General features: G+C 65.5%; 9 protein-coding genes. 6 read left to right on the forward strand and 3 right to left on the reverse strand.

From position 1 onward, the window contains the following. Window positions 1-81: 81 nt before the first annotated feature. From AB1446_08410 to uvrB, 3 genes are read left to right on the forward strand one after another with little or no spacing between them, the layout of a single operon-like run. Window positions 82-1338, forward strand: coding sequence for a S41 family peptidase (locus tag AB1446_08410; GenBank protein ID MEW6546923.1), 1257 nt, complete (start codon window positions 82-84; stop codon window positions 1336-1338). Between the two features lie 4 nt (window positions 1339-1342). Next, a complete protein-coding gene (locus tag AB1446_08415; protein ID MEW6546924.1) occupies window positions 1343-2605 on the forward strand; it encodes a PDZ domain-containing protein in 1263 nt (420 codons plus the stop codon). Window positions 2606-2662: 57 nt separating this feature from the next. After that, window positions 2663-4876 carry an excinuclease ABC subunit UvrB gene (gene uvrB, locus AB1446_08420; GenBank protein ID MEW6546925.1) on the forward strand — a complete coding sequence of 738 codons (2214 nt, stop codon included), beginning with the start codon at window positions 2663-2665 and terminating at the stop codon, window positions 4874-4876. Here the strand turns inward: uvrB and nikC are convergent. The 3 genes from nikC to AB1446_08435 all read right to left on the reverse strand — a co-directional run bounded on the left by nikC (window position 4821) and on the right by AB1446_08435 (window position 8363). Then, window positions 4821-5642: a nickel transporter permease gene (gene nikC / locus AB1446_08425; protein ID MEW6546926.1), complete on the reverse strand. Its 822-nt coding sequence runs from the start codon at window positions 5640-5642 to the stop codon at window positions 4821-4823. The two genes, uvrB and nikC, sit on opposite strands and share 56 nt — an antisense overlap. A gap of 37 nt (window positions 5643-5679) precedes the next feature. Beyond that, the gene (locus tag AB1446_08430) at window positions 5680-6684 is read right to left on the reverse strand and encodes an ABC transporter permease (protein ID MEW6546927.1); all 1005 of its coding nucleotides are present in this window, start codon (window positions 6682-6684) and stop codon (window positions 5680-5682) included. A gap of 98 nt (window positions 6685-6782) precedes the next feature. After that, window positions 6783-8363, reverse strand: a complete 1581-nt coding sequence (locus tag AB1446_08435) for an ABC transporter substrate-binding protein (protein MEW6546928.1) — start codon at window positions 8361-8363, stop codon at window positions 6783-6785. A 219-nt stretch (window positions 8364-8582) separates the two neighbouring features. Here AB1446_08435 and uvrA point away from each other — a divergent pair, with 219 nt between their 5' ends. From uvrA to AB1446_08450, 3 genes are all read left to right on the forward strand, one after another. Then, window positions 8583-11441, forward strand: coding sequence for an excinuclease ABC subunit UvrA (gene uvrA / locus AB1446_08440; protein ID MEW6546929.1), 2859 nt, complete (start codon window positions 8583-8585; stop codon window positions 11439-11441). Then, window positions 11441-13312: an excinuclease ABC subunit UvrC gene (gene uvrC / locus AB1446_08445; protein ID MEW6546930.1), complete on the forward strand. Its 1872-nt coding sequence runs from the start codon at window positions 11441-11443 to the stop codon at window positions 13310-13312. The genes uvrA and uvrC overlap by 1 nt, the downstream gene beginning before the upstream one ends. A 167-nt stretch (window positions 13313-13479) precedes the next feature. After that, the gene (locus AB1446_08450; GenBank protein MEW6546931.1) at window positions 13480-14424 is read left to right on the forward strand and encodes a DNA-binding domain-containing protein; all 945 of its coding nucleotides are present in this window, start codon (window positions 13480-13482) and stop codon (window positions 14422-14424) included. The last annotated feature ends 56 nt before the right edge of the window (window positions 14425-14480 follow it).

The raw sequence follows: 14480 nt of genomic DNA on the forward strand, positions 1-14480 counted from the left end.
CCGGGGCATATGCTAAACTAGGGGCCGGGTAACGCCGGCCCTCATTTTTTGTCCCCAGGCGAGTTCGAGGGAGAGTGGCCCATGGAGCACAGGGGATTCATATCCCGGCAGAAGATCAGGGAGGGTCTGGCCCGGCGTCGGCGCCGGCAGACCCAGCGGGTGGTGCTGGGCGCCATCCTCCTGGTCGTCCTTTCCAGCCTGGTTACCTACTCCGTCTTCGGGGCAGGCACACCGGGTCTGGCTTCCCACAGCGATCCCCGCATCGGCAAGCTGTGGACCATCATTCGCCTGGTACAGGAACAGTACGTCGACGGACCCGTCGACGTGAACAAGCTGCTGGAGGGTGCCTACGAAGGGGTAGTACGGGCCCTGGGGGATCCTCACTCGAACTACCTGACCAAAGAGGCCTACGAAGAGTGGATCATAGATATCGGGGGCCGTTACGCCGGGGTGGGGATGACCATCATTGACCGGGACGGTGTGGTGGAAGTTGTGCGGCCGTTCCCGGGTACCCCCGCCCACAAGGCCGGTCTCCGTCCGGGCGATCGTATCATCAAGGTGGACGACCGCGATGTCGTCGGCCTGACCGCCGATGACGTGGCCAACATGGTGCGCGGGCAGCCCGGGACCCGCGTTAAGCTGACCATCGAGCGGGACGTCGACGGTGCCGTTCAGGTCCTCGATTTCGAACTGGTGCGGGCCAGCATCCAGGTGCCGGCCGTGGAAGCGGCGGGGCTGCTGCCCGGCGGGATCGGCTACATCCAGCTAACCAGTTTCAACGAGAACGCCTACGACCAGACCCGGGCCGCCCTGGACACCCTGCAAAAACAGGGGATGCGGGCACTGGTTCTGGACCTGCGCCACAACGGTGGGGGAGCTCTGGATCAGGCCGTGAAGATAGCCGGGCTCCTGGTGCCCCGGGGCGTGGTGGTGTCGGTGGTGGGAAGGGACGGGCGCAGGGAGGAGTACAGGGGCGAGGGGCCCGGGCTGGGCAAGCCCCTGGTGGTGCTGGTGGATGGCTATACCGCCAGCGCTTCCGAGATCGTGGCCGGGGCAGTGCGGGATTACGGCGTCGGCAAGCTGGTGGGCACCAAGACGTTCGGCAAGGGATCGGTGCAGCACCTCTTCCCCCTTCCCGATGGTTCCGGGGTGCGGGTCACGGTGGCCAAGTACTACACGCCCAGCGGGGCGTCCATCCATAAAGTCGGTCTTACCCCTGACGTAGAAGTGGTCCTCCCCCAGGGCGAGATGCCCGTGGCGCCCGTGGACGGGAACAAACTCGATGCCCAGGTGGCTAAGGCTCTGGAAGTGGTGAAGGGCCTCCTGGGAGAGCGGTGATGGAATGCGTCCATTTCTGGACCTGGGGCTGGCCATCCTGCGGGTCCTGCCGTCTGCCCTGTTCGAGCCCACGTACGCCATAGCTTTCTGGCTGGTGGTCCTCCTCGTGTTCTTCCAGTACCGTCGGGTGGCGGGCATGGAAGAGCGCCTGTACGGGTTCGTGAAGAACCAGCCCGGCCACCAGACCATCCTGGCCGCCGCCCAGGGCCTGGTAGGCGGGTTGATCGGCAGCTTCATCCTGGTGTTCGTGGGGGTATCCCTATCGGGGGCTGGTATCCAGTACCTGCTGCCGGTAGCCCTGCTCCTGTACGTGCTCAGCCCGCGCCTCATGTGCTTCTCGTACGCGGGCGGGATTGTTGCCGTCCTCTACCTGCTGTTTGGCTTCCCCCCGGTGAGCGTGGGTGGCATCATGGCCCTGGTGGGGATCCTGCACCTCACCGAGAGCCTCCTCATCTGGCTGAGCGGTCATACCTGTGCCACCCCGGTGGTGATCCGCAATCAACGGCGGGAGCTGGTGGGGGCGTTCAGCCTGCAAAAGTTCTGGCCCGTCCCCATCGTGGTGCTGGTGTTGCTGGCGGTTCCCGACCCCAGCCAACTGGGCGGGCTCATCGAGATGCCGGACTGGTGGCCCCTCCTGCGCGCCGACCGGTTGGTGAACCCGGACACCGCCGTCTACGCCCTGCTGCCGGTGATGGCCGCGGTTGGTTACGCCGAGGTGGCGATCACCGATCTGCCCCGCCAGGTGAGCCGGCGCACGGCGGTGCGTCTGGCCGGGTACAGCGTGGCGTTGCTGGTGCTGGCGGTGGCGGCATCCCGGGCAGCCTGGATGGAGTGGCCGGCCGCGCTGTTTGGCCCCCTCGGCCATGAGGTGGTGGTGCGCCGGTCCCTGCGACGGGAGATGAGGGGGGAGCCCTGGCTGCGGCCCACGGGGGCGGGGGTAAGGATCCTGGACGTGATGCCGGGGTCGCCGGCATCTCAGATGGGCCTGGGTCCGGGTGACACCCTGTTGGCGATCAACGGGGAGCCCGTGCATGCAGGCCATCACATTCACGAGATCCTGGGGCAACCTTACCTGTGGCTCGAACTCACGGTCAGGCGGCCCGACGGGCAGTTGCAGCGGCTGGTGTGGCGGGGCCAGGTAGAGCGCCTGGGGATTATCCCGCTGCCAGGGCCCGGAGAAGCGACGGAGGCTCAGGTGCGACCTGCCCGTTCGCCCCTGCTACAGTTGCTGGAAGGCTGGTGGCGACGGTTGCATAGCCGGCGCTGACGCAGGTCGGGCGCGCGGTGATGGTGCGGGTCGCAAGGCGTTGAGGGGAGATGGGCGGTGCAGTTCCGCCTGGTATCGGACTTCAGGCCGCGTGGTGACCAGCCGGAGGCGATCGCCCGGCTGGTCGAGGGCCTCAAGAAAGGCTACCGTCACCAGACGTTGCTGGGGATCACCGGTAGCGGAAAGACCTACGTTGCCTCCCAGGTGATTGCCCACGTGCAGCGGCCCGCCCTGGTCATCTCCCACAACAAGATCCTGGCCGCCCAGTTGTGCTCGGAGTTCAAGGAATTCTTCCCGGAAAACGCGGTGGAATACTTCGTCAGCTACTACGACTACTACCAGCCCGAGGCGTACCTACCCCAAACCGACACCTATATCGAGAAGGACACCCTGATCAACGACGAGATTGACAAGCTTCGCCACGCCGCCACCACTGCCCTGTTCGAGCGGCGGGACGTGATCGTGGTGGCGTCGGTGTCGTGCATATACGGCTTGGGCGATCCCTCCGACTACCGCGACCTCTGCCTGTCGCTGCGCGTGGGCCAGCGTCGCAGCCGGGACGAGATCCTGCGCAAGCTGGTGGACATCCAGTACGAGCGCAACGACATCAACTTCGTGCGGGGGAAGTTCCGGGTGCGGGGAGACGTGATCGAGGTATTCCCGGCCTCGTATACGGAACGGGCGGTGCGCATCGAGCTTTTCGGAGACGAGATCGAGCGCATCACCGAAGTGGACGTGCTCACGGGCGAGGTGCTGGGGGAGCGCTACCACGTGGCCATCTTCCCGGCCAGCCACTACGTGACCACCGATGAGAAGATGGAGCGAGCCATCGCCTCCATCGAGGCGGAGCTGGCCGAGCGGCTGGAATACTTCCGGTCGCGGGGCAAGCTGCTGGAGGCCCAGCGTCTGGAGCAGCGCACCCGTTACGACCTGGAGATGCTGCGGGAAGTGGGGTACTGTCCGGGCATCGAGAACTATTCCCGCCACCTGACGGGGCGGCGGCCGGGAGAGCCGCCCTACACGCTGCTGGACTTCTTTCCCGAGGACTACCTGCTCATCATCGACGAATCCCATGTGACCATCCCCCAGTTGCGCGCCATGTACCACGGCGATCGCACCCGCAAGGATTCCCTGGTGGAGTATGGATTCCGTCTTCCGTCGGCCTACGACAACCGTCCCCTCACCTTCGAGGAATTCGAAAACCGGGTGGGCCAGGTTATATACATGTCGGCCACCCCCGGCCCCTACGAACTGGAGAAGTCGGAGCAGGTGGTGGAGTTGGTGGTGCGCCCCACGGGCCTGGTGGACCCCGAGGTGGAGGTGCGCCCCACCCGCGGGCAGGTGGATGACCTGCTGGGGGAAATCCGCAAGCGGGTGGCCAAGAACCAGCGAGTACTGGTGACCACCCTCACCAAGCGGATGGCCGAGGACCTGAGCGATTACCTGCGGGAGATGGGCGTGCGGGTGCGCTATATGCACTCGGAGGTGGACACCCTGGAGCGCATGGAGTTAGTGCGGGATCTGCGCCTGGGCGCCTTCGACGTGCTGGTGGGCATCAACCTGCTGCGGGAAGGGCTCGACCTGCCCGAGGTTTCCCTGGTGGCCATCCTGGATGCCGATCAGGAAGGGTTCCTGCGCTCGGACACTGCCCTCATCCAGACCATTGGCCGGGCGGCGCGCAATGCCGAGGGCCGGGTGATCATGTACGCCGACACCATCACCGATTCCATGCGCCGGGCCATAGAGGAGACAGAGCGACGCCGGCGCAAGCAGATCGAGTACAACCGGCGCCACGGGATCACCCCGCAGACCGTCAAGAAGGCCGTGCGGGAAGTCATCGAGGCTACCCGGGTGGCCCAGAAGGGCCCCGAATACCTGGTGGGCAAGGATCTCCGCGAGATTGCCCCCCGGGACATTCCCGCCCTGGTGGCGAGGCTTCAGAAAGAAATGAAGGAGGCGGCCCGCCGCCTGGAGTTCGAGCACGCCGCCACCCTGCGCGACATGATATTCGAGCTAGAGCAACGCGCCGCCGCCTCCGCCGTTCCCATCCGGAGGTGCCTGGCCCAAGCTGGCTCCCACCCAGGCCCTGCCGGCACCCCACGCAATGTCGGCCCCGGCACGCGCGCCCCTGATGGCGGCCGCGACGGCACGCAAGCCGAGCCTGCCGGTTGCCCGGGAGGGGGTCAAGGGCGTGGCGCAGCCCGGCAGCACGTCCTCAGGTGCGGAGGCGGGGGTCGAGGGCGTCGCGGAGGCCGTCGCCGAACAGGTTGAAGCCAAGTACCACCAGCATGATGGCCAGGCCCGGATAGGTACATACGTGGGGGTGGGTGGTGAGGAAGCGGCGGCCGTCGGCCAGCATGAGCCCCCACTCCGGCTGGGGCCGCTGGGCGCCGAGGCCCAGGAATCCCAGGGCGGCTGCCTCCAGGATGGCGCTCCCCACCCCCAGGGTAGCCTGCACTATGAGGGGTGCGAGCGTGTTGGGGAGCACATGGCGTGCCAGCACACGCAGTTCGCGGTTGCCCACCGCGCGGGCGGCCTGCACGTATTCTGTTTCCTTGATGGCCAGTATCGATCCCCGTACCAGGCGGGCGTAAGTGGGTACTCCCACGATGCCTACGGCGATCATGCAGTTGACCAGGCCCGGCCCCATCATGGCCATGATGGCGATGGCCAGCAGGATGCTCGGGAAAGCCAGCATGATGTCCATGATGCGCATGATGATGGAGTCGGCGCGGCCGCCGTAAAAGCCGGCGATGGATCCCAGAACCACCCCTATGCTGAGCCCGATTCCCACCGCGATCACGCCCACCTGCAGGGTGATGCGGGTGCCGTAGATGATGCGACTCAAGATGTCCCGCCCCAGGTCGTCGGTGCCGAGCAGGTGGCGGGAACTCGGACCCTGTAGTTGCTCGGGCATGTTCCCGGCCGTGGGGGAGTAGGGGGCCAGCCAGGGAGCGAAGAGGGCGGTGAGCACGAGCAGCACTGCGATACCCAGGCCAGCCATGGCGGCGGGGTTGCGGCGCAGCCTCCTCCACACTTCCGGGCTGCGCCTGGGCCGTGCAGCCCCGGAGGCCCTATTGGTAGCGGATGCGGGGGTCGAGGAAGACATAGATCACGTCCACCAGGAGGTTCACCAGCACGAAGCCGGTGGCGATGAGCAAAACCACGCCCTGCACCTGGGGGTAGTCGCGGGAGTAGATGGCGTCCACGGCGAACTTGCCCAGGCCTGGCCACGAGAAAATGGTTTCGGTGAGGACGGCCCCTCCCAGGAGGCGTCCCACGGTGAGTCCCACCACGGTGACTACGGGGATGAGAGCGTTCTTGAGGGCGTGCTTGTAGATGACCACCCGCTCCGCCAGGCCTTTCGACCGGGCGGTGCGGATGTAATCCTGCCTGATCACCTCCAGCATGCTGGACCGCGTCATGCGGGCAATGATGGCCATCTGGATGGCCCCCAGGGCCACGCTGGGGAGAACCAGGTGCGCCAGGGCGTCCCAGAAGGCGGTGCTGTTGCGCGTGAGAATGGCATCCAGGAGATGCAGGCCGGTTATGGAGGTCAGGTGCACGTCTACGGAAAGGCGCCCCGAAAGCGGCAGCCATCCCAGGGCGACCCCGAACAGGAAGATGAGCATGAGCCCCAGCCAGAAGACGGGCATGGAAACCCCCGCCACCGCCAGGACCATGCTCAGGTTGTCCCACACCGAGTACTGGCGGACGGCGGCGATGACACCCAGGAGCACCCCCGCGGTTACCGCCAGGAGGAGGGCACAGATGGTCAGTTCCAGGGTGGCGGGGAAACGCACCGCTATCTCTCGCGTGACCTTCTCCTGCGTGCGGATGGAACGTCCCAGGTCCCCCTGCACTGCCCGGGCCAGGAAGCGGCCGTACTGGATGTACAGGGGGTCGTAGAGGCCCAGTTCCCGGCGCAATTCTTCCGCTCGCTGGGGAGATGCCTTTTCCCCCAGCATCACCAGCACGGGGTCACCCGGGATGAGATGCATGATCAGAAAGACGACGACGGAGATCCCCAGCAAGACCGGGATTATGGCGATGAGGCGTCGTAGGATGTAGCTCGTCATGTCTGCTGGAGATCCCCCGTACGTGTGGAGGGGGGCCGGCCCCGGCGTGCCCTGGCAGGAGTTACGCCCCGGCGCCGGTCACCCGGCCCCCGTCCCGGTTACTTCGGCATCGCTACGTCCTTCAGGAAGAAGAGGGTGAGCGGGCTCTGGGTGAACCCTGTCACGCCCTTGCGCAGCACCACCATGTCCTGAGTGTGGGTGAGGAACACCCAGGGGGCGTCCTTCACGATCAGGTCCACCGCCTGCCGGTACAGGTCGGCCCGGGTGGGCTCGTCCGTGGTCTGCTGGGCCTTCAGCAGCAGTTCGTCGACCTTGGGGTTGGAGTACCTGGCCCGGTTGCCGCCCGGGATGGTATCACTGCTCAGCAGTGCGTACAGGAAGTTGTCCACGTCGCCGTTGTCACCCATCCACCCCAGGAAGAAGGGGCCGTCGAAGCCTTTCTCGGCCTTGCTTTGAGCCAGGTACGAGGTCCACTCCATGGTCTGGATGGTGCAGGTGATGCCCACCTTCTCCAGGTCGGCGGCTACCGCTTCGGCCAGCTTGGCTCCCACCGGATTGTAAGCGCGCGGGTTCGGGTAGCACCACAGGTTGATCTTCATGCCCTTGGGGAAGCCGGCCTGCTTTAGGAGTTCCTTTGCCTTCTCGGGATCGTACGGGTAACCGGGCACGTTGTAGTCAAGAATGGTTTTGGGCACGGGACCGGTGGCGACCACCGCAGCCCCTTTGTACAGGTAGTTCACGATGTTCTCCTTGTTGATGGCGTAGGAGATTGCCTGGCGCACCCTGACGTCCGAAAACGGCTTCAGCTTACAGGGGAAGCACAGGTAGTTGATGTTGAGCCCGGGTTGCTTCATGAGGACCAGATCCGGGTTCTTCTCTACCGTGGCGATATCGTTGGGGTCCAGGCCGTCCATCATGTGGATGTTGCCCGTTTGCAGCTCGGCCAGCCGCACCGAGTTCTCCGGGATCACCCTGAAGATGACCTGGTCCACCTTGGGTGCGCCGCCCCAGTACTCCTTGTTGGCCTCCAGGACGATCTGGCTGTCGCGATCCCACTTTACGAACTTGAAGGGACCGGTCCCCACCGGGTTCTTGAAGAAATCGGGCCCGTACTTCTCCATGGCCGCAGGGCTGACAATGGCGTTGCAGAACATGGCTATGTTGCGGAGGAAGGGACCGAAGGGGTGGTTGAGGATGAACTTGACCGTGTAGTCATTGACCTTGACGATTTCCTTGACGACCCCCAGGGTCATCTCCGCGTACTCCATGTCCTCGGAATAGTACTTGTGGTTCTTGTCCATCTGACGCTGGAAGGAAAACAGCACCGCGTCCGCGTTGAACGGGGTGCCGTCGTGGAACTTCACCCCCTGGCGCAGGTAGAAGGTCCACTCCGTCCCGTCGGCGGACGACTCATACTTTTCCGCCAGGGCCGGTTCCACCTCGGTGCTCCCCGGCTTGAACTGCACCAGCGTGTCGAATATGTTCAGGGTAACCTTTGCCGACTCCCCGCTGGTAGTGCGGGCGGGGTCCAGGCGATCGGAGTCTGCACCCCGGCCGAACACCAGAATGACAGGTTTCTTCTCCTCGGCAGCAGGCTTCGGCTGCTGCGCACAGGCGGCCAGACTCGCCAGCATGAGGCAGGCCAGCACCAGCGCGATCCACTTTGCCTTCTTTCTCACCGAAACCCCCTCCTTTCCGACCCCTAATTCGCCGTCGCCTGGAAAAATCCTCTAAGCTGCCAACATAATGAACCGTCCTGCAAACGTGGTTACACTTGCGTTTGCAGGAACGGCCGGTCGGCTGTGCTATAATCGCCCCAGGAGGGAAGGCGTACCGGCCCCGTTACCCGTGTGGCATGCCGGGTGAACTCAGGGGACCGGGAGTCCGCAGTTTGACCAATGCGCGAGGTTTCCAGGGGGCGCGATACCATACTGGTGCGCGGCGCCCGCGAACACAACCTGAAGGATATCGACGTGGAGATCCCCCGCAACTGCCTGGTGGTGATCACCGGGGTGTCGGGGAGTGGCAAGAGCAGCCTGGCCATTGACACCCTGTTTGCCGAGGGGCAGCGGCGGTATGTGGAGTCGCTGTCTGCGTATGCCCGCCAGTTTCTGGGGCAACTGGACAAGCCCGACGTGGACCTGATCGAGGGGCTGTCGCCGGCCATCTGCATCGACCAGAAGGCGGCCAGCCGCAACCCCCGCTCCACGGTGGGGACGGTCACCGAGGTGTACGATTACCTGCGGCTGCTCTTCGCCCGCATCGGCAAGCCCCACTGCCCCCGTTGCGGGCGGCCGATCACCTCCATGACTGTGGACCAGATGGTGGACCGCGTGCTTTCCCTGGGGGAAGGTCGGCGGCTGCTGGTGCTGGCACCCATGGTGCGGGGGCGCAAGGGGGAGCACCAGAAGGTGTTGGAAGACCTCCGCCGGGCCGGGTACGTGCGGGTGCGGGTGGACGGCGAGGTCCGGGAACTTTCCGAAGATATTCAGCTTGAGAAGTACAGGCGGCACACCATCGAGGCGGTGGTGGACCGCATCGTGGTGCGCCCCGACGTGGGCAGCCGCCTGGCCGACTCCCTGGAGAAGGCGGTGGAGCTTTCCGGGGGCCTGGCGGTGGTGCAGGTGCTGGATGGGGAGGAGATGCTCTTCTCCCAGGAGATGGCCTGCCCCGACTGCGGGGTTTCCCTGGGGGAGTTGCAGCCCCGCCTGTTTTCCTTCAACAGCCCCTATGGGGCCTGCCCGGAGTGCGACGGGCTGGGCACCAGCATGGAGATCGACCCCGACCTGGTCCTGGACCGCTCCAGGTCCCTGTCCGAGGGGGCCGTGGTGCCCTGGTACCGGGGGAACGGAACCTATTATCCCCAACTGCTCGAGGCGGTGGCGGAGCACTTCGGCATCGACACCGAGGTGCCGGTGGCCGACCTGGATCCCCGGCAGGTGAACATCATCCTGTACGGGGCTCCGGGGGAGCGCATCCGCTTCCGGTACGTTAACCCTTACGGAAGGGTGCGGGTCCAGGATATCTACTTCGACGGGGTGATCGCCAACCTGGAGCGCCGTTACAAGGAAGCCCAGACCGAGGCCCAGCGTATGGAGATAGAGGAATTCATGTCCAGCCGCCCCTGCCCGGCCTGTAAGGGGGCACGCTTGCGGCCCGAGGCCCTGGCGGTCAAGGTGGGCGGTCTTTCCATCGCCCAGGTCACCGCCATGTCGGTGGCCCAGGCGCAGGAGTTCTTCTCCCGTCTGGAACTCACCCCGCGGGAACGCCTGATAGCTGACCGCATCCTGAAAGAGATTCAGGCCCGGCTGGGGTTCATGGTCAACGTGGGCCTTGACTACCTCACCCTGGATCGCCCGACGGGTACGCTGGCCGGTGGTGAGGCCCAGCGCATCCGCCTGGCCACCCAGATCGGCTCCGGTCTCATGGGGGTCCTGTACATCCTGGACGAGCCCAGCATCGGGTTGCACCAGAGGGATAACACCCGCCTCATCGCCACTTTGAAGCGGTTGCGGGACCTGGGCAATACGGTGCTGGTGGTCGAGCACGACGAAGAGATGATGCGGGCCGCCGACTGGATCATCGACATGGGTCCCGGGGCCGGCGCCCACGGCGGCGAAGTGGTGGTGGCCGGCACCGTGGATGAGGTGGCGTCGTGCCCGCGTTCCCTCACCGGGCGGTACCTGTCGGGGGCGGCGCTCATCGAAGTTCCCCTGGCGCGCAGGCCGGGGAACGGCAAGGTCCTTACGGTGCGGGGGGCGCGGGAGCACAACCTGAAGGACATCGACGTGTCCTTCCCCCTGGGCACCTTCATCTGCGTCACCGGGGTATCGGGTTCGGGGAAGAGCACCCTGGTGAACGAGATCCTGTACCGCAGGCTGGCGGTAGAGCTGCACGGAGCCCGCCTGCGTCCCGGTGAGCACCGGGGGATAGAGGGGATCGAACACCTGGACAAGGTCATCGAGATAGACCAGTCACCGATTGGACGCACGCCCCGGTCCAACCCTGCCACCTACATCGGGGCCTTCGACTTCGTGCGGGAGGCGTTTGCCTCCACGCCCGAGGCCCGCATGCGGGGTTACCGCCCCGGGAGGTTCAGCTTCAACGTGCGGGGCGGGCGCTGCGAAGCCTGCCGCGGCGACGGCATCATCAAGATAGAGATGCACTTTTTGCCGGATGTGTACGTCCCCTGCGAGGTCTGCAAGGGCAAGCGCTACAACCGCGAAACCTTAGAGGTCAGGTACCGGGGCCGCAACATCTCGGAAATCCTGGACATGACGGTGGAGGAGGCACTGGGGTTCTTTGCCTCCCTGCCCCGCCTGCGGCGCAAGCTGGAGACGCTGTACGACGTGGGGCTGGGATACATCAAGCTGGGCCAGCCCGCCACCACCCTTTCGGGCGGGGAAGCCCAGCGGGTAAAACTGGCCGCGGAGCTTTCCCGCCGGGCCACGGGTCGCACCATGTACATCCTGGATGAGCCCACCACAGGTTTGCACTTCGACGACGTCAAGAAACTGCTGGCCGTGCTGCACCGGCTGGTGGACGCGGGCAACACGGTGGTGGTCATCGAACATAACATGGACGTCATCAAGACCGCGGACTGGATCATTGACCTGGGACCGGAAGGGGGAGAGCGCGGGGGCCGGGTGGTGGCCCAGGGTCCCCCCGAAGAGGTGGCCCGCGCCGACTGCCACACCGGGCGTTTCCTGCGCCGCTGGCTGGAGGGCCGCACGGTGGGAGGGGATGGCGACCACTAGTGGAGCAGGAACGGTGGCGGGAACTGGTGAGGAACCTGCCCGACCGGCCCGGCGTGTACCTGTTCAAGGACGCCGGCGGGCAGGTCATTTACGTGGGAAAGGCCCTCTCGCTCCGCAACCGGGTGCGTTCGTATTTTCACTCTTCCGCCGGGTTGAACCAGCGCACCATGGCCATGCTCAGCCGGGCCGCCGGCCTGGATTACATCATCACCGACACCGAGCTGGAAGCCCTCACCCTGGAGTCCAACCTGGTCAAGAAGCACCGTCCCCGGTACAACGTGATGCTCAAGGACGACAAGCACTACCCGTACCTGCGGGTGACCACGGAGGACCGCTGGCCGCGGCTGGTGATCGCCCGGCGCGCCCGGCGGGACGGTTCCCGCTACTTCGGCCCTTACTATCCCGCGTCTGTCGTACACGAGACCATGCGTCTGTGCCGACGCCTCTTCCCCCTGCGCACCTGTTCGGACCGGGTACTGGAGAATGCGGGCCGGCCCTGCCTCAACTACCACATCGGCCGCTGCCTGGGGCCCTGCACGGGAGAGGTGGACCAGGAGGAGTACCGCCAGGTGGTGCGCGACCTCTGCCTGTTCCTGGGCGGGCGGGGGGAGGAGGTGCGCGACCGCCTGCGCGCCCGCATGGAGGAAGCGGCCGAGCGGCTGGAGTTCGAGAAGGCGGCTCGCCTGCGGGATCAGATCCAGGCCCTCGACCGCCTGATCGAGGAGCAGAAGATGGTATCCACCCGCCTGGAGGATCAGGACGTGGTGGGGCTGGCCCGGGCGGGACAAGACGTGTGCGTGCAGGTGTTCTTCATGCGCGCGGGCAAGGTGGTGGGCCGCCGCCACTATCTTCTCCCCGCTGCTCCGGCCGACGCCGCAGAGGGTGAGGCCGTTGCTGGCTCCGGCGGCGCCGCGTCCGACCCGGAGATCCTGGGTGCATTCTTGAAGCAGCATTACGCCGAGGCGGAGGACATCCCTGGGCAGATCTTGCTGCCCGCCTCGCCCGAGGAAGCAGACCTCATCGAGCGGTGGTTGACACAGCAGGCCGGCCACCGGGTTTCCCTGGTCGTCCCCAAGAAGGGCGAAAAGAGGCATCTGGTGGACCTGGTGACCGAGAATGCCCGTCAGGTCCTCAACGATGTCGGGCCGCAAGAGGAGCGCCGCCGCGAGACAGGCCGGGAAGCTGCCCGGGTGCTGGGAGATCTGGCCGGGTTGCCCGGTCCCGTGCGCCGTCTGGAAGGCTACGATATCTCCAACCTGCATGGCCGCCAGGCGGTGGGGTCGCTGGTAGTATTCGAAGACGGCATGCCGCGCAAGGACCACTACCGCCTCTTCCGCCTGAGGACCCCCGGGCCGGACGACTACGCCATGATGCAGGAAATCCTGTTCCGCCGCTTCCGCAGGGGGTTGGAGGAGGCCGGCGCCGGCACCGGGTTCGCATCGATGCCCGACCTGGTGCTGGTGGACGGCGGTCGCGGGCAGCTCAACGCCGCCCTCGAGGTGTTGCGCGCCCTGGGCCTGGATCACATCCCCGTCATGGGCCTGGCCAAGGAGCAGGAGCTGTTGTTCCTGCCCGGCAGACCCGAACCCGTCCAGTTGCCGCGCGACTCGGCCGCCCTGCACCTGGTGCAGTGGCTCCGCGATGAAGCCCACCGCTTCGCCCTGGGCCACCACCGGCGTGCCCGCAAGCGCGAAGGGATACGCTCGCTTCTGGATGAGGTCCCCGGGATCGGCCCCCGCCGGAAGAAGGAATTGTTGCGCCGGTTTGCTTCCCTGGAGCAAATGGCATCGGCTTCGGTGGAGGAGCTAGCCGCTGTCCCCGGCATGAATCTGGCTGCTGCCCGCAGGCTAAAGGAGTACCTGGGGGGCTAACTGCAACGGTATACACAAGCACCATGGGGGTCAGGGAAGGGTCGGCGGAAAGCATTTGCAGGGAACTTCAGCGGATCGGAGAATAAATCCAACTGGTCTGCTTTCGTGGGTGCCTCTTGATGAGCATTTGGGTGGGCGTTCGCGGGCGGGTGCCGGAGGTGGCCTCCTTGGCCTGGCGGGTTTTCACCGTCGAGGACGACGCCAGTGTGCGGCGCATGTTGAGGAATATCCTGGAAGGTAGCGGCGTGGGGGTCGTCGTGGGAGAGTCGGGAGACGGCGAAGAGGCACAGGAAGTGCTCCTGGCGATGTCTCCGCGCCCCGACCTGGTTTTCGTGGACATCCTCCTACCCCGCGTGGACGGACTGACCGTGGTGGAACGGCTCAGAAGTCAGGCCTTTCCGTCCCCGTTCATAGTCATCAGCCAGGTCTCTGATCCTTCCGTGGTGAGTCGCGCGTACCAAGCCGGAGTGGAGTTCTTCGTCAGAAAGCCGTTGAATTTTTACGAGGTTCTCGCGGTGAGTACCAGCGTCATGGAAAGACGATCGATGGGGCGGCTGCTCGGGGACATTAAGCGACTGGTCTGGGATGCCTCCGGCCGCCCAGCGAGTGCCGCAGAAATGCCCATGAGCCCCGACCCGGAACGGGCGCTGCGCATTGCCCGGCGGATTTTTTCGGAACTGGGCATCCTGGGCGAGCCAGGTTGCCGGGACCTGTTCGTGCTGGTCAGGTTGCTGGCGGCCAGGCAGGAACTCGGTGATCCGGTGGGGCGTTTGCAGGACGTGGAAGCGCTGGTGTACAGGTATTACCAGCAGCGCCAGGAGGCTGGCGTTTCAACGTCTATGAAGGCTATCCAGCAGCGCATAAGGCGTGCGGTCGCTGCAGCGCAGTTGAACATGGCGGCCCTTGCTCTGGAGGATTACGGGAACGACCTTGTGCATAGGTACGGAGGAGTGTTTTTCGACTTCGTCGAACTGAGAAATGACATGCGCTACCCCAAGAAGCAGAGCCCGTACCGGGGAAGGGTCAGCATACGCAAGTTCATCGAAGCCCTATCGGCAGAGGTCACGGCCAGGATGGAGGCCAGCGCCGAGGCCGACGCGGGGCGCCTATGAGTTCTGCCGCGCGTACCGGTGGCGCAAGGAGGGACGGTTGGTCCGGGGGTGGTCCC

The sequence above is a fragment of the Bacillota bacterium genome (assembly GCA_040757085.1).
GTDB lineage: Bacteria > Bacillota > Sulfobacillia > JACIYH01 > JACIYH01 > JACIYH01.

Excerpts from the sequence above, each read along its gene's own strand:
- AB1446_08410 (MEW6546923.1), top strand. The coding sequence starts at position 82 with ATGGAGCACAGGGGATTCATATCCCGGCAGAAGATCAGGGAGGGTCTG.
- AB1446_08415 (MEW6546924.1), top strand. The coding sequence starts at position 1,343 with ATGCGTCCATTTCTGGACCTGGGGCTGGCCATCCTGCGGGTCCTGCCG.
- AB1446_08430 (MEW6546927.1), bottom strand. The coding sequence starts at position 6,684 with ATGACGAGCTACATCCTACGACGCCTCATCGCCATAATCCCGGTCTTG.
- uvrA (MEW6546929.1), top strand. The coding sequence starts at position 8,583 with ATGCGCGAGGTTTCCAGGGGGCGCGATACCATACTGGTGCGCGGCGCC.